This window comes from Tibeticola sp., assembly GCF_022759015.1.
In the GTDB taxonomy this organism is placed as follows: domain Bacteria; phylum Pseudomonadota; class Gammaproteobacteria; order Burkholderiales; family Burkholderiaceae_C; genus Tibeticola; species Tibeticola sediminis.
The window spans coordinates 1-20,382 of sequence record NZ_JAEMQB010000090.1 but is presented as its reverse complement, the minus strand read 5'-3'; the positions used below and the strand labels follow the sequence as shown (position 1 = coordinate 20,382).

12 protein-coding genes and 1 pseudogene are annotated in these 20,382 nt (G+C 62.9%); all 13 read left to right on the top strand.

Going from position 1 to position 20,382, the window contains the following annotated elements; genetic code table 11:
* Positions 1-72: 72 nt before the first annotated feature.
* On the top strand, positions 73-1,947 hold the full coding sequence (glmS, locus tag JHC36_RS05580; protein ID WP_287916877.1) for a glutamine--fructose-6-phosphate transaminase (isomerizing): 1,875 nt from the start codon (positions 73-75) through the stop codon (positions 1,945-1,947).
* A gap of 156 nt (positions 1,948-2,103) precedes the next feature.
* On the top strand, positions 2,104-4,017 hold the full coding sequence (locus JHC36_RS05575; RefSeq protein WP_287916874.1) for a type IV pili methyl-accepting chemotaxis transducer N-terminal domain-containing protein: 1,914 nt from the start codon (positions 2,104-2,106) through the stop codon (positions 4,015-4,017).
* A gap of 7 nt (positions 4,018-4,024) precedes the next feature.
* Positions 4,025-4,744, top strand: coding sequence for a response regulator (locus tag JHC36_RS05570; protein ID WP_287916871.1), 720 nt, complete (start codon positions 4,025-4,027; stop codon positions 4,742-4,744).
* Between the two features lie 105 nt (positions 4,745-4,849).
* A pseudogene (locus JHC36_RS11650) lies at positions 4,850-7,882 on the top strand (nitrate/nitrite transporter).
* Positions 7,883-7,907: 25 nt separating this feature from the next.
* Positions 7,908-11,690 carry a nitrate reductase subunit alpha gene (locus JHC36_RS05555; RefSeq protein ID WP_287916862.1) on the top strand — a complete coding sequence of 1,261 codons (3,783 nt, stop codon included), beginning with the start codon at positions 7,908-7,910 and terminating at the stop codon, positions 11,688-11,690.
* A 23-nt stretch (positions 11,691-11,713) separates the two neighbouring features.
* Positions 11,714-13,246 (top strand): nitrate reductase subunit beta, encoded by a 1,533-nt coding sequence (narH, locus tag JHC36_RS05550; protein ID WP_287916860.1) that lies wholly within the window; start codon positions 11,714-11,716, stop codon positions 13,244-13,246.
* Positions 13,247-13,261: 15 nt separating this feature from the next.
* The gene (narJ, locus tag JHC36_RS05545; protein WP_287916857.1) at positions 13,262-13,936 is read left to right on the top strand and encodes a nitrate reductase molybdenum cofactor assembly chaperone; all 675 of its coding nucleotides are present in this window, start codon (positions 13,262-13,264) and stop codon (positions 13,934-13,936) included.
* A complete protein-coding gene (gene narI, locus JHC36_RS05540) occupies positions 13,933-14,664 on the top strand; it encodes a respiratory nitrate reductase subunit gamma (RefSeq protein WP_287916854.1) in 732 nt (243 codons plus the stop codon). Before narJ ends, narI begins: the two co-directional genes overlap by 4 nt.
* Before the next feature lie 68 nt (positions 14,665-14,732).
* On the top strand, positions 14,733-15,524 hold the full coding sequence (locus JHC36_RS05535) for a peptidylprolyl isomerase (protein WP_287916851.1): 792 nt from the start codon (positions 14,733-14,735) through the stop codon (positions 15,522-15,524).
* A gap of 284 nt (positions 15,525-15,808) precedes the next feature.
* A complete protein-coding gene (locus JHC36_RS05530; RefSeq protein ID WP_287916848.1) occupies positions 15,809-18,256 on the top strand; it encodes an adenosylcobalamin-dependent ribonucleoside-diphosphate reductase in 2,448 nt (815 codons plus the stop codon).
* Positions 18,253-19,554 (top strand): NnrS family protein, encoded by a 1,302-nt coding sequence (locus JHC36_RS05525; RefSeq protein ID WP_287916845.1) that lies wholly within the window; start codon positions 18,253-18,255, stop codon positions 19,552-19,554. Before JHC36_RS05530 ends, JHC36_RS05525 begins: the two co-directional genes overlap by 4 nt.
* On the top strand, positions 19,538-20,194 hold the full coding sequence (locus tag JHC36_RS05520) for a nitroreductase family protein (protein ID WP_287916842.1): 657 nt from the start codon (positions 19,538-19,540) through the stop codon (positions 20,192-20,194). The genes JHC36_RS05525 and JHC36_RS05520 overlap by 17 nt, the downstream gene beginning before the upstream one ends.
* A 63-nt stretch (positions 20,195-20,257) precedes the next feature.
* Positions 20,258-20,382 (top strand): 7-cyano-7-deazaguanine synthase (locus JHC36_RS05515; RefSeq protein ID WP_287916906.1); only part of this gene is annotated, 125 nt, incomplete at its 3' end.

The window sequence follows — 20,382 nt, the reverse complement described above, 5'->3', positions numbered from 1 at the left end:
CGTATTTGATACCTAATTTCCCATTGTCGCGGATACAGTCGCCGCATCGATTTTCAAAACGAGGACAACTCTATGTGTGGCATCGTCGGTGCGGTTTCGAGCCGCGACATCGTTCCCGTTCTGATTTTGGGCTTGCAGCGCCTCGAATACCGCGGTTATGACTCCTGCGGCCTCGCGGTCCATGAGGCCAGTCTGGGCGCGAGACCGGGTGGCGGCCTGCGGCGCGCGCGCAGCACGCACCGCGTCGCCGAACTGCAGCACCAAGTGCAGGTGGAGGGCATCGCGGCGGGGACCGGCATTGCCCATACCCGCTGGGCGACGCATGGCGCTCCGTCCGAAGACAACGCGCATCCGCATTTCAGCTTCGGCCCGGGCGCACCCGAGGCTGAGGGCAGCGCGCGGGTCGCGCTCGTGCACAACGGCATCATCGAAAACCACGAAGCGCTGCGGGCGCAGCTCGAGGCACGCGGTTACCGGTTCCGCAGCCAGACCGATACCGAGGTCATCGCGCACCTCGTCGACAGCCTGTACGAAGGCGATTTGCTCCAAGCCGTGCAAGCGGCCGTTGGACAACTCCGCGGGGCCTATGCCATTGCGGTGCTGCACCGGGACGAGCCGCATCGTCTGGTCGGCGCGCGCTCGGGCTCGCCGCTGATCCTGGGTGTGGGCCGCGAGGCGGGCGAGCATTTCATCGCCAGCGACGCGATGGCGCTGGCCGGGGTGACCGACAAAATCGTCTACCTCGAAGAAGGTGACCTCGTCGACGTCCAACTGGGCCGCTGGCGGGTCTATGACCGGGAGGGTTCCTTTGCCGAGCGCAGCGTCAAGATCGTGCAGGCGCACAGCGGTGCGGCCGAGCTCGGGGGCTACCGGCATTACATGCAAAAGGAGATCTTCGAGCAGCCGCGCGCACTCGCCGATACGCTCGAGGGCGTCACCGGAATCACGCCCGAACTGTTTGGGCCGCAGGCGCCGGTGCTGTTGCCGCAGATCGAGCGCGTGCTCATCCTCGCGTGCGGCACGAGCTACTACAGCGGCTGCGTCGCGAAATACTGGCTCGAAGCGATCGCGCGCGTGCCGTGCGAGGTCGAGGTCGCCAGCGAATATCGTTATCGGGAATCGGTGCCGAACCCCAAAACGCTCGTGGTGGTCGTCAGCCAAAGCGGCGAAACCGCCGACACGCTGGCTGCGCTGCGTCATGCCCAGGCGCAGGGCATGACCCACACGCTCACCATCTGCAACGTCGCCACCTCCGCCATGGTGCGCGAGTGCGCGCTTGCCTACATCACCCGCGCGGGCGTGGAAGTCGGCGTGGCTTCGACCAAAGCCTTCACCACCCAGCTTGCGGCGCTGTTTTTGCTCACGCTCGTGCTGGCCAAAATCAACGGCCGCCTCAGTGCCGAGCAAGAGCGCGCGCATCTCGTCGCGATGCGCCACCTTCCGCTGGCGCTGCAGTCGGTGCTGGCGCTCGAGCCGCAGGTCATCGCCTGGTCCGAGGACTTCGTGCCCAAGGAACATGCCTTGTTCCTCGGCCGCGGCGTGCATTACCCGGTGGCGCTCGAAGGCGCCCTCAAGCTCAAAGAAATCAGCTACATCCACGCCGAGGCCTACCCTGCCGGCGAACTCAAGCACGGCCCGCTGGCGCTGGTCACCTCTGCCATGCCCGTGGTGGCCGTAGCGCCCAACGACGCACTGCTCGAAAAGCTCAAAAGCAACCTGCAGGAAGTGCGCGCCCGCGGCGGCGTGCTCTACGTGCTGGCCGACGCCGACACCCGCATCGAAAGCAGCGAAGGCGTGCACGTCATCCGCATGCCCGAGCACTACGGTGCCCTGTCGCCCATCCTACACGTCGTGCCGCTGCAACTGCTCGCCTACCACACCGCTTGCGCGCGCGGCACGGATGTCGACAAGCCGCGCAACCTGGCCAAGAGCGTCACGGTCGAATGACCGTGGCGCTCGCACGGCGCGCAGCGCCGTGCCGGAGCCACAAGCCTGTGAGGCCAAGAGCGTGACCGTGGCGTGAGCCTATGAGCCGGGGGCAGGTCCAGCCCTGCCAACGACCTCGCCCACCTTCCGATCGCAAAAGCGCGGTAACCTTGCTGAATGGCTACAGCCTCGCTTTCCAAGAAGCTGATCCGGATCGGTGTCGCCCTGTTGAGTGTGGCGATGATCTCGATTGGCATCACCCTCTGGGTCACCTGGCAACTCGAGGGCGGGGCGGCCGCGGTCAATGAGGCGGGGCGGCTGCGGATGCAAACCTGGCGTCTTGCTGCTGCGATCGGGACGGGCCAGCCGCAACGGCAGATCGAGAAACTGGTTGAAGAGTTCGATCGCAGCGTCAACTTGCTCAAGCACGGAGACTCCTCGCGGCCGCTGTTCATGCCCTGGGATGATCCTTCGGTGACCGGTCGTTTCACCGAAGTCGAGCGGCTTTGGCGTGCACAACGGCAGATTTGGCTGAGCCCGCAAGGGCCGGCGTTTGCCGCGAACGCGAGCGAAGTGGAGTCCTTCGTGGCGGCGATCGATGGCCTCGTTCTTGCCATCGAGCAGCAGCTTTCGCAGCTGACCGCTATGCTCAACCTTGCACAGTTCGTGATGATGGCGCTTGCGATCCTCGGTGCGGTTGTGATGCTCTACACAGGCTACATGTACGTCATCAATCCCTTGCAAACGCTGCGGCGGGGTTTGCGCAAGGTCGAGGCCGGCGATTTCGGTGCACGGATTGCGGTCGAAATCGACGATGAGTTTGGGCAGGTGGCAGCCGGCTTCAATCGCATGGCCGAAACGCTGCAATCCCTCTACAGCGGCCTGGAGTCGCAGGTCAAGGCCAAGACCCAACGCATCGAGGCGCAGCGCCTTCGGCTCGAATCGCTCTACGAGATGAGTGCCTTCCTCGCGAAGGCAGAGGGCATCGAGTCGATGAGCCGGGGCTTTGCCGAGCGGGTCCGACGGGTCGTCCGCGCGGATGCCGTCGCCGTCCGTTGGGCAGACGAGGCGCGGCATCGCTACCTGATGCTTGCCACGGATGGTCTGCCGGCGTCCCTCTCGGAGCAGGAACGCATTCTGGCTGCGGGCGCCTGCATCTGCGGCGGAAACCTGCCCGATTCCAGTGTTCGCGTGATCCCGATCATGGCGGATTCGGGCGGCGGTTTGCGCCAGTGCGCCAAACTCGGGTTTCGGCATGTGGTGAATGTGCCGGTCCGCTTGCAGCACCGGATTTTGGGCGAGGTCAATCTGTTTTTCCGTGACGAGGTGTCGCTGAACGCCGAAGAGGCGGAGTTGCTCGATGCGCTTGCGAGTCATCTGGCCAGCGCGCTCGAGGGCTTACGCGCGGAGGCGCTCGAGCGTGAAGCTGCGGTCGGCCAGGAGCGCGCGATGCTCGCTCGGGAACTCCATGATTCGATTGCGCAGTCTCTCGCTTTCCTGAAAATCCAGGTGCAATTACTGCGCAACGCCATCGCCCGGGGCCAAAGCGAGCGCATGCACAGCATCCTCGATGAACTCGACGCAGGCGTGAGGGAAAGCATCGGGGATGTGCGCGAACTGCTCGTGCACTTCCGCACCCGCACGAGTGGCGAGGAAATCGAACCCGCGCTCCAGGAGACGCTGCATAAGTTTGAGCTTCAAAGCGGCGTTGGGGCCCGGCTCGAGGTCGAAGGTGCGGGCTTGCCGCTGGCGCCGGACGTTCAGATCCAGGTTTTGCACGTGATCCAGGAAGCGCTTTCGAATGTGCGCAAGCACGCGCATGCCCAGCATGTACGGCTTCGGGTCGTCAAAGGCGAGCGGTGGCGTTTTGAGGTGATCGATGACGGCGTGGGCTTTGACCCTGGACAGGCTCTGGGGCCCTCACATGTAGGCCTCAAAATCATGCTCGAGCGGGCGCAGCGGGTTGGCGCGGTGCTTTCCATCGATTCGGCGCCCGGCCGTGGCACCCGGATCTCATTGTTGTTACCGACCAACCCGGTGTGCGCGTCGGCGGCAGCGGCCGACGCGGCCATCGACGCTTCGGCTGAGTGAACCGTTTATGAATGCCAACCCCATCACGCTCATGCTCATCGATGACCACGTGCTCTTTCGCCGGGGCCTGGTTGCCTTGTTGGGGCAAGACGAAGCATTTCAGGTGCTCTGCGAGGCGGGCGACATCGGCGAGGCGATGCGCTGCCTCGAGCGCACCCAGCCCGATCTGATTCTGCTCGACAACCACCTACCCGGCGTGAAGGGCGTTGATGCGATTGAAAGCTTACGGCAACTCGCGCCACGCGCGCGCATCTTGATGCTGACGGTCAGCGAAGATGCCCACGATCTGCAGCAAGCCTTGCGCGCCGGTGCTGATGGCTACCTCCTCAAGACCATCGATGCAGACGAACTGGCGGCTGCACTCGTGCGGGTTGCTGGGGGCACGTCGGTGGTCAGTCCCGAAATGACCACCAAGCTGGTGGCGGCCCTGCGTGAAACCGCAGGGCCTATTGCGGGTGCGGCGCCGGGTGACGTTGCCACGGCGATGTCGACCTCAGACGGAGATGCTCGAGCCGCGATTCCGGACGATCCGCTCGAGCGACTCTCACCGCGGGAGCGGGAGATTCTGGTTTGCCTTGCCCGCGGCGCGAGCAACAAGCACATTGCCCGCGAACTCGACATCGCCGAGACGACCGTCAAGATCCATGTGCAGCACATCCTGCGCAAATTGGGCTTGAGTTCCCGCGTGCAGGCGGCCGTGTTTGCCAGCAGCCGCGGATTGCATTGATCCGGATCAAAGCTTTCAGTTAAAGCCGCCTGGCTCCTCCTTTTGGAGGAGGGACGGCGCTCTTGGCATCGTTCGTTTGCCAGCGACTGAGCATGCCTTCGAAGGATGTTCAGGGCAGGCGATTGTGTCGACCATTGTTCCATGTTTTGTCAGGAGAAGAACATGGAGAACGATGCAAGTCAGCTCAGAAAAGCCTGGTCGGTCCTGATCGTCAGCACGCTGGCCTTCACGGTGTGTTTCATGATCTGGATGATGTTTGCCGTGATCGGCATCCCGCTCAAGAAGGATCTGGGTCTCAACGCGACCGAGTTCGGCTTACTCACCGCGATGCCAGTGCTCAGTGGCTCGCTGATTCGCGTGCCGTTGGGTATATGGACCGACCGATACGGGGGGCGCATCGTGCTCGCCGCACTGATGGCTCTTTGTGTGCCCGCCGTCTGGCTGATGGCCTACGCCACCGCTTATTGGCACTTTTTGCTGATTGGGTTGCTTTTGGGGCTGGCGGGCGGCTCCTTCTCGGGCGGAACACCCTACGTGGCCCGGTGGTTTCCCCGCGAACGCCAGGGCATGGCCATGGGTGTGTTTGGCGCAGGCAACTCCGGCGCAGCTGTCAACAAATTCCTCGCTCCGGCCTTGGTCGTGGCTTATGGCTGGACCATGGTGCCCAAGGTTTACGCAGCGATCTTGCTGGGTACCTTGATCGTCTTCTGGATGTTTAGCTACAGCGATCCCAAGCATCTGGTTCCCAGCCACGTGAAGTTTTCGGATCAGCTCAAGATGCTCAAGGATCCGAACGTGCTCAAGTACAGCCAGTACTACAGCATCGTTTTTGGTGGTTATGTCGCCATGTCGCTCTGGATGGTTCAGTACTACGTGGGCGAGTTTGGCCTCGACATTCGTGTGGCCGCCATGTTGGCCGCTGCGTTCTCTCTGCCCGGTGGCGTATTGCGCGCGGTCGGCGGGGTCCTGTCCGATAAATACGGCGCGCACAAAGTGACCTGGTGGGTCATGTGGGTCAGCTGGATTTGCCTGTTCCTGCTGTCCTATCCGCAGACTGACTTCACGATCATGACGGTCAATGGCCCCAAGACTTTTCACATCGGCTTGAACGTCTATCTGTTCACGGCTTTGATGTTCATTCTTGGTGTTGCCTTCGCCTTTGGCAAAGCCAGCGTGTTCAAGTACATCAGCGACGAATACCCTCAAAACATCGGCACGGTGAGCGGCATCGTCGGACTCGCGGGCGGGCTTGGGGGATTTGTGCTGCCCATCATGTTTGGCGCACTGATGGATCTCACAGGTATCCGTTCCAGTGCCTTCATGCTGATGTACGGCGTGGTCTGGGTTTCTCTGATCTGGATGTACTGGACCGAAGTTCGGCAAACCGAAGTCATGGGCCGAAACGCCAAGCCCTTTGCATTGCACGGCTGAGTGGATTCAGCTCATCAATAGGAAGCATCGAACATGAAACCAAGCTCAAATTCAAAGGCGCAGCCGGACGCAGCTGCGCTGGCGCTGCCACGCCCCGCAAATGCCGATCTCGCAGACTGGCGACCCGAAGATCCGGTTTTCTGGGAACGTGTGGGCAAGCATGTCGCTTACCGGAACCTTTGGATTTCGATTCCTGCCCTGCTCTGCGGTTTCGCGGTCTGGGGCATGTGGGGCATCATCACCGTGCAGATGCTCAACCTGGGGTTCCCGTTCACCCAGGCCGAGTTGTTCACACTGACGGCCATCGCGGGAATCGCAGGGGCGACCATGCGCATTCCGGCGTCGTTTCTGATCCGGCTTGCCGGCGGGCGCAATACCATTTTTCTCACGACCGCGATGTTGCTGGCGCCTGCCATCGGCACTGGCATCGTATTGCAGCACAAAGATTGGCCGCTGTGGGCGTTTCAATTGATGGCCTTGTGGTCGGGGGTTGGCGGTGGAAATTTCGCCAGCTCGATGTCCAACATCAGCACCTTTTTCCCGAAACGTCTGCAAGGGACGGCGCTGGGGCTGAATGCAGGGCTCGGCAATTTTGGGGTCACGACGATGCAAGTGGTCATCCCTTTGGCGATGACTGTGCCGCTGTTCGGGGCGCTCGGCGGTGATCCGATGACCCTCATCAAGGACAGTGGATGGATCTTTGGGAAGATTCCGGCGGGCACCTCCACCTGGATTCAGAACGCGGGTTTCGTCTGGGTTTTGGCTTTGGTTCCCCTGAGCGCTCTGTGCTGGTTCGGAATGAACAATCTCAAGACGGTTTCACCGAACACCGGGCACCCCTTGGTGGCGTTTGCCAAGATTACCTATCTCTACACGCTCGCCTTTATTCCGTCCTTGCTGATGCTGTGGCTTTATTTGCCCAAGCCGACGGGCCTCGGGGTGCTCAGCATGTGGGTTGCCATTCCCTTGGACATCATTTTGGCTTTGCTGGTGATGCGGCTTGCAGCCTTCGGGGAGATGAAGGAAGGCGTGAAGAAGCAATTCGCGATCTTCAAAGACAAACACACCTGGTCGCTCACCGCGCTCTACATCGTCACCTTCGGTTCATTCATCGGATTCTCGATGGCGCTGCCGCTGGCCATCACGGTGATCTTCGGATTCCAGCATGTGCCCGACGCGAATGGCGTTCTCCAGCACACGCTGAAGAACCCGAATGCCCCCTCCGCGCTCACCTATGCCTGGATCGGCCCATTCGTGGGGGCGGCGGTTCGCCCCTTGGGCGGTTGGATTTCCGACAAGGTGGGGGGCTCGATCGTCACCCAGATCATTACGGCGGTCATGGCGGTCGCAGCTGCAGCGGTCGGGTACGTGATGATGCAAGCCTACGGGTCTGCCACCCCCGAACAGTACTTCCCGATGTTCCTGGGTCTGTTCATGGTTTTGTTTTTTGCCAGTGGCATCGGCAACGGCTCCACCTTCCGGACGATCGGCGTGATTTTTGATCGAACGCAGGCCGGTCCCGTATTGGGTTGGACGTCCGCAGTGGCCGCCTACGGCGCATTCATCGCGCCCGTCTTGATCGGTCAGTACATCAAAGCGGGCACGCCCCAGGTTGCCTTCTATGGGTTTGCGGTGTTTTACGTGCTGTGTCTGGTGCTGAACTGGTGGTTCTATCTGCGCAAGGGTGCAGAGATCAAGAACCCGTAATTCCAATTTCTCTGGAGATCGTCAAATGAGCCACTTTCTCGACCGACTCACCCATTTCGCCGCACCGCGGGAAGCGTTCTCAGGCGGCCACGGCGTCACCACGGGGGAAGACCGTACCTGGGAAGATGCCTATCGCAATCGCTGGGCGCACGACAAGATCGTGCGATCCACGCATGGTGTCAACTGCACGGGGTCCTGCTCCTGGAAGATTTACGTCAAGGGCGGGATCGTGACCTGGGAAACGCAGCAGACCGATTACCCCCGCACGCGCGCTGACCTGCCCAATCACGAACCTCGCGGTTGCGCCCGCGGTGCGTCCTACAGCTGGTATCTGTATTCGGCCAATCGGGTCAAGTACCCGATGGTGCGTGGCAGGCTGCTCAAGCATTGGCGTGCGGCCCTCGCCGTGGCCAAGAGCCCAGTCGATGCTTGGGCCAGTATCGTGGAGAACCCCGACGCTCGCCGCGAATGGCAACAGCAAAGGGGCCTAGGCGGCATGGTGCGCAGCAGTTGGGATGAGGTCAATCAACTTATCGCCGCTGCGAATGTCTACACGATCAAAAAGTATGGACCCGATCGCATCATCGGCTTCTCGCCGATTCCAGCGATGTCGATGATCAGCTACGCGGCCGGCTCGCGTTACCTGTCGCTGATCGGGGGCGTATGCCTGAGTTTTTACGACTGGTACTGCGATCTGCCGCCGGCGAGTCCCCAGATCTGGGGCGAGCAGACCGACGTGCCCGAGTCGGCGGATTGGTACAACTCGACGTTCATCATCGCCTGGGGCTCCAACGTGCCCCAGACCCGAACGCCCGACGCCCACTTTTTCACCGAGGTTCGGTACAAGGGCGCAAAGACCGTGGCCATCACGCCAGACTACGCGGAAATCAGCAAGCTCTGCGATCTTTGGATGCACCCCAAGCAGGGGACCGACGCGGCCATCGCCATGGCCATGGGCCATGTGATTCTCAAGGAGTTTTATTTCGACCGGCGAAGCGCGTACTTCGACGATTACGTGCGGCGCTACACCGACATGCCGATGCTGGTGCAGTTGGAAGAGCGCACCCTTCCCGACGGTCGGCAGGTCATGGTGCCGGGCCGCTACCTGCGTGCCAGCGACTTCAACGGAAAGCTCGGCCAGAGTAACAACCCCGAGTGGAAGACCGTGGCGGTCGACCAGAACGACAAGATCGTGGTGCCTCAGGGCTCGATCGGATTCCGCTGGGGCCCTGAGGGTCGCAGCGACGTGGGCCAATGGAATCTCGAAGACAAGGAGGCTCGCGGCCGCCAGCAGGTCAAGCTTAAGCTCAGCCTGATCGAGGGCGAGGGCAGTGGCTATGAGGTGGGTGATGTCGCGTTCCCCTACTTTGGTGGGATCGACACGCCCCATTTCAACGCCAACAAACAGGACGAGGTTCTGGTGCGCAAGGTGCCGGTGCGCCGCATCAAATTGGGCAAAGCTGGCGAAGAGCGTTATGCGCTCGTCGCCACCGTGTTCGATCTGACGGTGGCGAACTACGGCGTTTCGCGTGGCCTGCCGGGCGAAAACGCGGCGCTCAGCTATGACCAGGACACCCCGTATACGCCGGCTTGGCAGGAAAAGATCACCGGCGTGAAGCGCGACCAGGTGATCGCCGTGGCGCGACAGTTTGCCGAGAACGCCGACAAGACGCGGGGTAAGTCCATGGTCATCATCGGCGCGGGCATGAATCACTGGTACCACAGCGACATGAATTACCGCGGCATCATCAACATGCTGATGATGTGCGGTTGTATCGGTCAAAGCGGTGGCGGTTGGGCGCACTATGTCGGACAAGAGAAGCTGCGGCCCCAGACCGGCTGGACCGCACTGGCCTTCGCATTGGACTGGGTCCGCCCGCCACGACAACAAAACAGTACCAGTTTCTTCTATGCGCACACCGACCAGTGGCGTTACGAGAAACTCGGCGTGGAAGAGATTCTTTCGCCTCTGGCCGACAAAGCCCGTTACGGTGGAAGTCTGATCGACTACAACGTGCGTGCTGAGCGTATGGGCTGGCTGCCCAGCGCGCCGCAGCTGCAGACCAACCCGTTGCAGGTGGTTCGAGACGCTCAGGCGGCGGGCATGGACCCGAAGGACTATGCCGTCAAGGCGCTGAAAGACGGCTCGCTGAAGATGAGTTGCGAGGACCCGGACCACCCACTCAATTGGCCGCGCAACATGTTCGTGTGGCGTTCGAACATTTTGGGGTCGAGCGGCAAGGGACACGAGTACTTCCTCAAGCATCTGCTTGGAACCACCAATGGCGTGCAAGGTGCAGATTTGGGCGCTGATGATGCCAAGCCGACCGAAGTGCAGTGGCATGCCAAGGCCCCCGAGGGCAAGCTGGACTTGCTGGTCACGCTGGACTTTCGCATGAGCACGACCTGCCTGTATTCGGACATCGTGCTGCCGACGGCGACCTGGTACGAGAAGAACGATCTCAATACCAGCGACATGCACCCCTTCATTCATCCGCTGTCGACGGCGGTGGATCCGGCTTGGCAATCGAAGAGTGACTGGGAGATCTACAAGGGTTTCGCCAAGGCCTTCAGCGAGGTCTGCATCGGGCACCTTGGGGTGGAGAAGGAGATCATGCTCACCCCGCTGATGCACGACTCCCCCGCGGAGCTCGCCCAGCCCTTTGATGTGAAGGAATGGAAGAAAGGGGAGTGCGACCTCATCCCCGGCAAGACAGCGCCACAGATCACCGTCGTTGAACGCGACTACCCCAATACGTATGCGCGTTTCACAGCCCTTGGGCCCTTGATGGAAAAGGTTGGCAACGGCGGTAAAGGCATCGCCTGGAACACCGCGGAAGAGGTGCGGCAACTGGCCGAGCTCAACGGCAAGGTGCGCACCGAAGGACCGACTCAGGGCTTGCCCAGGATCGATACCGACATCGACGCCTGCGAGGTGGTGTTGCAACTGGCGCCGGAAACCAACGGGCATGTGGCGGTCAAGGCTTGGGAGGCGCTCAGCAGGATCACGGGGCGTGACCATACGCATCTGGCCTTGCATCGCGAGGACGAAAAGATCCGCTTCCGCGACATCCAGGCCCAGCCCCGCAAAATCATTTCCTCGCCGACTTGGTCAGGCCTCGAGTCGGAGAAGGTTTCCTACAACGCTGGCTATACCAACGTTCACGAGCTGATCCCATGGCGCACGCTGACCGGGCGGCAACAGTTCTATCTGGACCATCCCTGGGTGCAGGCGTTCGGTGAAGCGCTCTCGAGTTACCGGCCGCCGGTGGACCTCAAGACCGTGGACGCCATGCTGGGACGCAAGCCCAACGGAAACAAGGAGATTCAGCTGAACTTCATCACCCCGCACCAGAAGTGGGGCATCCACACTACGTACAGCGACAACCTGCACATGCTGACGCTCAACCGTGGTGGCCCCGTCATCTGGCTGAGCGAGGCCGACGCCAAGGCTGCGGGCATCGAGGACAACGATTGGGTGGAGCTGTTCAACACCAACGGCGCGATCGCAGCGCGCGCGGTGGTCAGCCAGCGGGTCAATCCAGGCATGGTTCTGATGTACCACGCACAGGAAAAGACCATCAACACACCCGGCTCGGAAATCACCCATGCGCGCGGTGGCATCCATAACTCGGTGACCCGCATCGTAACCAAGCCGACCCACATGATTGGCGGCTACGCGCAGTTCAGCTACGGCTTCAACTACTACGGAACCATCGGAACCAACCGCGACGAGTTCGTCATCGTGCGCAAGATGCGCAAGATCGATTGGCTCGACGGCGAAGGAACCGACAGCGTTCAGGCCTGAAGCGAAAGACAAGGAGAAACACGATGAAAGTACGCGCCCAAATCGCGATGGTGCTGAACCTGGACAAGTGCATCGGCTGTCATACCTGTTCGGTCACCTGCAAGAACGTCTGGACCAGTCGGCCCGGCGTGGAGTATGCGTGGTTCAACAACGTTGAGACCAAACCTGGCATCGGCTATCCGAAGGAATGGGAAAACCAGGACCGGTGGAACGGCGGCTGGGTTCGCAAGGCCGATGGTTCCATCGTGCCCAAGCAGGGGGGCAAGTGGTCGTTGCTGATGAAGATCTTCGCCAATCCGTACCTGCCACAGATCGACGACTACTACGAGCCTTTTACCTTCGACTACGACCATTTGCAGTCGGCTCCAGAGAGTCAGGCATCCCCGACCGCACGCCCGCGCAGCCTCATCACGGGTCAGCGCATGGAAAAGATCGAGTGGGGTCCGAACTGGGAAGAAATCCTGGGGGGCGAGTTCAGCAAGCGCAGCAGGGACCCCAACCTTTCGACCTTCGATCAGGTCCAGAAAGACATGGTGGGACAGTTCGAGAACACCTTCATGATGTACCTGCCTCGGCTGTGCGAACACTGCCTCAATCCCGCGTGTGTGGCTTCCTGCCCTTCGGGCTCGATCTACAAACGCGAAGACGATGGCATCGTGCTGATCGACCAGGACAAGTGCCGCGGCTGGCGTATGTGCGTCAGTGGCTGCCCATATAAAAAGATTTACTACAACTGGCAGACCGGTAAGGCCGAAAAGTGCATCTTCTGCTACCCGCGCATTGAAGCCGGTCAGCCGACGGTGTGTTCGGAAACCTGTGTGGGGCGCATCCGCTATCTCGGCGTGGTGCTCTATGACGCCGACCGAATTGGCGAGGCCGCCAGTGTGGAAGACGACAAAGACCTGTACCGGGCGCAACTCGATATCTTCCTCAATCCGAACGATCCAGCCGTGATCGAACAGGCGCGCGCAGACGGTATTCCGGAGGCTTGGCTGGAGGCCGCTCGCAAGAGCCCGGTCTACAAGATGGCCATCGAATGGAAGGTGGCGCTGCCTTTGCACCCCGAGTATCGAACCTTGCCCATGGTCTGGTATGTGCCGCCGCTGTCGCCGATCAGTTCGGCCGCCAACGCCGGTCATATCGGGATCAACGGGGAGTTGCCTGACCTCAGCCAGATGCGCATTCCGGTGCAGTACCTCGCGAACCTGCTGACGGCCGGCGATACCGCGCCGGTCGTGCGCGCCTTGGAACGCATGTTGGCGATGCGCGCCTACCAGCGCGGCAAGCATGTCGACGGCATCACCAATACGCGCGTGCTGGAGCAGGTCGGTCTTTCCGCTGCGGAAGTCGAGGAGATGTACCAGGTCATGGCAATTGCCAATTACGAAGATCGGTTCGTCATCCCGACTTCACACCGCGAGTATGCCGAGAACGCGTTCGATCTTCGTGGCGGGTGCGGTTTCTCCTTCGGGAACGGCTGTTCGGAAGGCAGCACCGACCTCAGCCTGTTTGGCGGGAAGAAGCGTCGCACCATTCCGATTCAGGCAACGCTCTGAGGCAGGAGGATCCGCATGAAAAACAACCGCTACACCTTGCGCGCGCTTGCGCGACTGCTTGCGTACCCGGACGTCGATCTTCGCGCCCAGTTGGATCCTCTGATGGCTGCGATCGATGCCGAGGCCGCGCTGAGTCCCTCGCGGCGGGCCGAGCTTCGCGCGCTGGCCGCCGACCTGCTGCGGAGGGATCCGATCGAGGTCGAGTCGCGCTATGTCGAGACCTTTGACCGAGGGCGTTCGACCTCCTTGCATCTTTTCGAGCATGTGCACGGCGATTCACGGGACCGTGGACCCGCCATGATCGATTTGCGGCAGACCTATGAACGCGCGGGCCTTGATCTCGCCTCGGGTGAGTTGCCTGATCACCTGGGAGTGGTCTTGGAATTTGCATCGACTCAGCCGGCTTCGGTTGCCAAGGGCTTTCTTGCCGAACTGGGGCATATCGTCAATGCGATTTTCAGTGCCTTGATGCAAAAGAAAAGTCCTTACGCCGCCGTCATGGCGGCCGTTCTCGACTTGGCCGGGATGCCTGCCCGCGCCGTCGAGATCGAACCTGAAGAAACACTGGATGAAAGTTGGGCCGAGCCGGTGGCCTTTGATGGCTGCAGCACTCGGGGACAGGCGCGTCCCGGCGACCCGCAGCCCGTTCATCTCGTTCGCAAAGCATCTACCCAAGGAGTGATGGCATGAGCTACCTCGACCATTTCTTGTTCGGCTACTACCCGTACATTGCGCTGACGGTCTTCCTGCTCGGGAGCCTGATTCGGTTCGACCGCGATCAGTACACATGGAAAAGCGATTCATCACAGTTGTTGCGGGCCGGTCAGTTGCGCTGGGGAAGTAATCTCTTCCACATCGGCATCCTGTTTCTGTTTTTCGGCCACACCGTCGGCATGCTGACGCCGCACTTTGTCTACGAGCCGTTCATCAGTGCGGGCGCCAAGCAACTCTTGGCGATGGTCTCTGGCGGCTTGTTTGGCCTGTTCGGATTTGTCGGCGTGACGATGCTGTTGCATCGTCGTTTGTCCGATCCACGGATTCGGGCAACCAGCAAAACCAGCGACATTGTCTTGCTCGTCCTGTTGTGGCTCCAGTTTGCGCTCGGTCTGTCGACCATTCCTCTCTCGGCACAACATTTGGACGGCAGCATGATGCTCAAGCTTGCGGAGTGGGCGCAGAGGATCGTGACCTTCCGCGCCGGGGCGCCTGAACTGCTGGCCGATGCCGGGTGGGTCTTCAAGTCCCACATGTTCCTGGGTATGACGATCTTTTTGATCTTCCCGTTCACTCGACTGGTGCATGTCTGGAGTGGCTTTGGCACACTGGCCTATGTGTTTCGACCCTACCAGGTGGTCCGCAGCCGTCGGGTGGGCATGACGCCCCGTCCGGTGTCGGTCGCTGACCCGATGAATCATTGAGTCGGGAGCTCGATATGAAACTGCCCAGTTCGTCGCTGACCGGTTGTGGGGACCCTCGCTGTGGCTGCATGGCCGATGTTCCGTTGTCGGCCAAGGTGGCCCGCATCAATGGAGTTGCGCTTCTTCGGGAAAATGAGCGCCTCGACGAGGAGGCACTGCGCGAGCGCGCGTGTGGCGAACTGTTGCGACAGGAGGCGGTGCGCCGAGGGCTGTTGCCGGATGTCGGGACTGATTTGGCTCCCGAACTCGATGAGGCTGCGAAGCGGGTTATCGAGGAGATGCTCGAGAGCGAGGTTCAAACGCCGCAGCCCGACGAGGAATCCTGCCGAAGGCATTACGAGCGAAATCGCTCCCGCTATGTCGAGGGTCAGGCTTTGCATGTACGCCACATCTTGTTCGCGGTGACGCCCGGCGTCGACATCCATGCATTGGCCGTCCGAGCCGAGCGCGCGCTGCTGGAGCTGTGCTCCAAGGACGCGCGGCCCGAGCGCTTCGCCCAGGTGGCCGCTGAACTGTCGAATTGCCCCAGCGGCGCGCAGGGAGGGGACCTTGGCTGGATCGGGCCCGAGGATTGTGCCCCCGAGCTCGCCAACGAGCTGTTTTTCCAGAAGCACGCCGGCTGGGGCATGGGCGTGCATCCGCGCTTGGTGCGGACCCGGTTCGGCTTGCACATCATCGAGGTTTTGGGTCGTCGGAAAGGGCGACAGCTCGAATTCGACCAGGTCCGGGAGCGCATCGAAGCCGAGTTGAGACTTCAATCGAGGGCGCTGGCGCTGCGTCAATACATGCGCTTGCTGGCCGGGGCGGCCGATGTCGTTGGGGTCGATCTGGAGGGTGTGAAGTCGCCGTTGGTGCAGTGAGGCCCGGCCGAGGCCCTTGACCGAGGGATTTGACCGAGGCCATCGAGGCTGGCTTTTCGAGGGCTTCCGTGTCGTGCCTCGGTCAAGGCGCAGGCCGCAGACTCGAGCCGTATCCCTCCTCGGCCCCGCTTGATGGGGGCGGACCCAAGTGTCGGTCCGGTGTCAGACGGATCTCCGAGGGGGCGCGTCTTGCCTGTCGCGCGGGAGTAGACTCATTCCAAACGGTGGCGGAGCGGCGCAAACGGCCCAGCTCACCACCCCCTTGATTGATCGGAGAACTGTGTATGAAACGTGACCCCATCGCCCCCATTGAGGACCTCACCGCGCCCCAGCCCATCAGCCTCGACGTGCTGCGCGAGAAATACCTCAAGCCCGGCGAGAACGATGTCGAGGATCTTTACCGCCGCGTCGCGCGCGCGCTCGCTTCGGTCGAAAAGCCCGAACTTCAAGCCGAGTGGGAGCGCCGTTTCCTCGACAACCTGCACGCCGGCGCCATTGGTGCCGGGCGCATCATGAGCGCGGCCGGAACCGACTTGCAGGCCACGCTGATCAACTGCTTCGTGCAGCCCGTGGGCGACTGCATCCAGGGCTTCGACGAGGACGGCTACCCGGGCATTTATGAGGCGCTGCGCGAGGCGGCCGAAACCATGCGTCGCGGCGGTGGCGTGGGTTATGACTTCTCGCGCATCCGCCCGCGCGGGGCCGAGGTCAAAGCCACGGCTTCGATGGCCTCGGGGCCGTGCAGCTACATCAATGTGTTCGACCAATCCTGCGCGACGGTGGAGAGTGCCGGCGCGCGGCGCGGCGCGCAGATGGGTGTGCTGCGCATCGACCACCCCGATGTGCTCGACTTCATCACGGCCAAGCGCACGCCAGGGCGTTGGAACAACTTCAACGTCTCGGTAGGGGTGACCGATGCCTTCATGCAGGCATTGGCCGAGGACGCGCCCTGGGAACTGGTGCACAAAGCCCGGCCCGGCGCGGCGCTGCTGGCCGAAGGCGCCTACCAGCGCGGCGACGGCCTCTGGGTGTACCGCACCCTCCCCGCGCGCGAGCTCTGGGACACCGTGATGCGCTCGGCCTACGACTTTGCCGAGCCCGGCATCCTCTTCCTCGACCACATCAACCGCGACAACAACCTGCGGTATTGCGAAACCATCGAGGCGACCAATCCTTGTGGCGAACAACCCTTGCCGCCCTACGGTTGCTGTGACCTCGGGCCCATCATTCTCACGCGCTTCGTGCGGCATCCGTTTGGGCATGGTGGAACGGCGCGGTTCGACTTCGAGGCCTTCGAGCAAGCGGTGGCGGTGCAGGTGCGCGCGCTCGACAACGTGCTCGACTTGACCTGGTGGCCGCTCGTGCAGCAGCGCGAGGAAGCGCATGCCAAGCGGCGCATCGGGGTCGGCTTCACGGGGCTGGGCGATACGTTGGTGATGTTGGGGTTGCGCTACGACGACGAGAGCGGGCGCCAAATGGCCGCGCGCATCGCCGAGCGCATGCGGGATGCGGCGTATGCGGCCTCGGTGGAGCTGGCCAAGGAAAAAGGCCCGTTCCCGAAATTCGACGCCGAGGGCTATTTGGCCGAGGGCACGTTTGCGAGCCGTCTGCCCGAGGCGCTCCAGGCGCAGATCCGCGCGCACGGCATTCGTAACAGCCATTTGCTGTCGATTGCGCCCACGGGCACGGTGAGTCTGGCCTTTGCGGACAACGCCTCCAACGGCATCGAGCCCGCGTTTTCCTGGACCTACAAGCGCAAGAAGCGCGAAAGCGACGGCAGCACCACCGAGTACGCGGTGGAAGACCACGCCTGGCGGCTGTGGCGCCAGCTGGGCGGCGACACCGAGCAGTTGCCGCCGGCCTTCGTCTCGGCGCTCGAGCTCACCGCAGGCGCGCACATTGCGATGATGCAGGCGGTGCAGCCCTTTGTGGACACCTCGATTTCGAAGACGGTCAACATCCCGGCCGACTATCCCTACGACGATTTCAAGAACCTCTACGAGCGGGCCTGGGCCTCGCACCTCAAGGGGCTGGCGACCTATCGGCCCAACACCATACTGGGCTCGGTGCTGTCGACCAACGACGCGCCGGCGGCAGCGAAAGAGGCACCCGCGGCTGCGCCCGTGGACCCGATGCGCACCGTGATCGAGAGCCGACCCAAAGGGGCCTTGTCGGCCGTGGCCGAGAAGATCGAATACTGGACGCAGGAAGGCCACAAAACGCTCTACCTCATCGTTTCCTTCCTTCCGGTGCCGCGTGCCGATGGGTCGGGCACGGTCGAGCGCGCCATCGAGTTCTTCATGCCCGTGGGGCAGAGCGGCGAGTCGCAGCAGTGGATCACCTCGAGCATGCGGCTGCTCTCTTTGGCCGCGCGCGGCGGCTTTCTCGACCGGGCGCTGCGCGACATGCGCAAAGTCGCCTGGGACCGTGGCCCGGTGCGGCTGGGCACCTACCGCAAGGCCGACGGTACCGAGGTGCCGATGTGGCACGACTCCGAAGTGGCGGCGATTGCCTACGCGCTGCAAAACCTGATCGCGCGGCGCGCCCACGCCGACGCGGCGGGTGCGTCGGCAGCGACGCCTGCGACGGGCGCCGCTTCTGCGGGAACGACGCCAGCGACGCCGCCGGTCATGGCGGGCAAAAAATGCAGCGAGTGCGGCGCGCATGCCGTCATCCGCAAGGACGGATGTGAATACTGCACCGCCTGCGGTCACATTGGGGCCTGCGGATGAGTGCCGCGCCGCCGCTGGGCGTCAGCGGGCGTTCGGCCCCGCCGCCGGTCACGGACCCGAGCGCGTCGGGCTGGCGGCTGGCGGCCTTGTTGCGGGCGCCGCATCGCCTGGCTTTTTTCCTTGCCACCGTGATGCTGCTCGTCGCGAGCGGCTGGTGGATCGCGGTGCTCGCGCAGCGTGTGGGTTGGACCGAGCCGTGGCCTTGGGCGGTTTCACCGACGCTGGCACACGGCAGCATCATGGTTTATGGCTTCATGCCGCTGTTCTTCGCCGGTTTCCTGTTCACGGCGGGGCCGAAGTGGCTGGCGGTGCCTGGGCCCGAGGCGCGCGAGTTGTTGGCGCCGTTGCTGGCTTACACCTTCGCTTGGCCGGTGTTTCTGGTGGGGGCTTGCGTGTCGGTCGGCTGGGCCTCGGCGGGCTTGTGGCTCGCGGCTTTGGCGCTCGCGGCCCTCACGGCGCGCTTCTGGCGCTTGATCTTGGCCAGCGCCGTGCCCGACCGGGTGCATGCGACGGCCATCGGCGTCGCGCTGGCCCTTGGGGTGCTGGCGCTGGCGGCCGAAGCGGGTGCCTTGCTGGCGGGCGACGATGCACGCGCACGCGTGCTGTTGCTCAGCGGCTTGTGGGCCTGCGTCGTGCCGGTGTTCGTCGTCGTGGCGCACCGGATGCTGCCGTTTTTCACGTCGGCGGTACTGCCGTTCATCGAAGTCTGGCGGCCTTTTTGGGTGCTTTGGCTGATGCTGGCAGCGGCGGGGCTAGAACTGATGTCGGTCTGGCTTGACGCCTTGGGTCCGGCGTGGCCGCTGCTGCTGGGGGTGCGGGCGGTGCTCGAACTCGTGCTGGGTGCGGTGCTGATCGGTTTGGCGGTCGTGTGGGGGCTGGCGCAAAGTCTGCGGCACCGTTTGCTCGCCATGCTGCATCTGGGTTTTCTCTGGCTGGGTCTGGCGTTCGCGCTGGCGGGGCTGACGCGGGGTCTCGGGCTGTGGTTGGACGACGTGGTGCTGCCGCTCGGCGCCCTGCACGCGCTGACGATGGGCTGCCTGGGCTCGCTGGTGGTGGCGATGGTCACGCGGGTGTCGAGCGGGCACAGTGGCCGCCCGCTCGCCGCCGATGGCTGGGTGTGGGGCTTGTTCTGGTTGTTGCAGGTGGCGGTCCTCATCCGGCTCGTTGCGGCGCTTCCGAGGCTCGGTGGAGTGTGGCTGCTGGCTGCGGCGGCGCTCTGGGGACTGGTGATGCTGCTGTGGGGCCAGCGCCATTTGCGTTGGTACGGGCAGGCGCGTGCCGATGGTCGCCCGGGATGACGGCGCCGCGCCGCCCCTGGCCGAGCTGGCCGCGGCCTTGATTCACAGCCGGCGCACCGTGCTGCCGCGTTGGCTCGGGGCGCCGGGGCCGGATGCGGATCAGTTGCAGCAGATTTTTTGGGCGGCAGCGGCCGCGCCCGATCATGGGCAGTTGTGCCCCTGGCGGTTCGTGCGAGTGCCCGCACAAGCCCGTGATCGTCTGGGCAACGCGTTTGCACAGGCGCTGCGCGAGCGGGACGCTGCAGCGAGCGACGCCGACTGCGCCAAAGCCGCGGCCAAGGCGCATCACGCGCCGGAGCTGATGCTGGCGGTCGTCCGGCTCGGCGCGGATCGGCCCGGTCCGGCGCGCGGTGACGGCAAAGTGTCGCCCCCGGTGGGTGACGCCGAGCGGCTGGTGTCCCTGGGGTGTGCGCTGCAAAACATGCAACTGATGGCGCATGCGCTGGGTTTTGGCGCGGCGCTCACCAGCGGCCAGGCGCTCGAATCGGTCGCGTTGCGGCGGCTGTTCGACTTGGACGAAACCGAGCAGGCGGTGTGTTTTTTGAGCATAGGGACGGTGCTGCGGCGGCCGGGCGGGCTGCTGCGGCCGCGTCCGTCGGCCTTCGTGCAGACGCTCGGGCTTGACCCAGCGGGTGCTTGATTGCTCATGAAAAGAGAGCATTCTTGCGCCATTTCACGTCGGCATCCGGTAAACACTTCAAAAATGACGAGCAAACACGGCTTTCAATCGGCGTTGGTTTTGTTTTCCGGCGGGCAGGACTCGACCACCTGTCTGGCGCAGGCGCTCGAGCAGTTCGAGCGGGTCGAGACGGTGGGTTTCGACTACGG

What these genes read in the sequence shown, in the direction of transcription:
- JHC36_RS05555 (WP_287916862.1), top strand. Translation starts at nt 7,908, where the DNA reads ATGAGCCACTTTCTCGACCGACTCACCCATTTCGCCGCACCGCGGGAA.
- JHC36_RS05535 (WP_287916851.1), top strand. Translation starts at nt 14,733, where the DNA reads ATGGCCGATGTTCCGTTGTCGGCCAAGGTGGCCCGCATCAATGGAGTT.
- JHC36_RS05575 (WP_287916874.1), top strand. Translation starts at nt 2,104, where the DNA reads ATGGCTACAGCCTCGCTTTCCAAGAAGCTGATCCGGATCGGTGTCGCC.
- JHC36_RS05530 (WP_287916848.1), top strand. Translation starts at nt 15,809, where the DNA reads ATGAAACGTGACCCCATCGCCCCCATTGAGGACCTCACCGCGCCCCAG.
- JHC36_RS05520 (WP_287916842.1), top strand. Translation starts at nt 19,538, where the DNA reads ATGGTCGCCCGGGATGACGGCGCCGCGCCGCCCCTGGCCGAGCTGGCC.
- narH (WP_287916860.1), top strand. Translation starts at nt 11,714, where the DNA reads ATGAAAGTACGCGCCCAAATCGCGATGGTGCTGAACCTGGACAAGTGC.
- JHC36_RS05570 (WP_287916871.1), top strand. Translation starts at nt 4,025, where the DNA reads ATGAATGCCAACCCCATCACGCTCATGCTCATCGATGACCACGTGCTC.
- JHC36_RS05525 (WP_287916845.1), top strand. Translation starts at nt 18,253, where the DNA reads ATGAGTGCCGCGCCGCCGCTGGGCGTCAGCGGGCGTTCGGCCCCGCCG.
- narI (WP_287916854.1), top strand. Translation starts at nt 13,933, where the DNA reads ATGAGCTACCTCGACCATTTCTTGTTCGGCTACTACCCGTACATTGCG.
- glmS (WP_287916877.1), top strand. Translation starts at nt 73, where the DNA reads ATGTGTGGCATCGTCGGTGCGGTTTCGAGCCGCGACATCGTTCCCGTT.
- narJ (WP_287916857.1), top strand. Translation starts at nt 13,262, where the DNA reads ATGAAAAACAACCGCTACACCTTGCGCGCGCTTGCGCGACTGCTTGCG.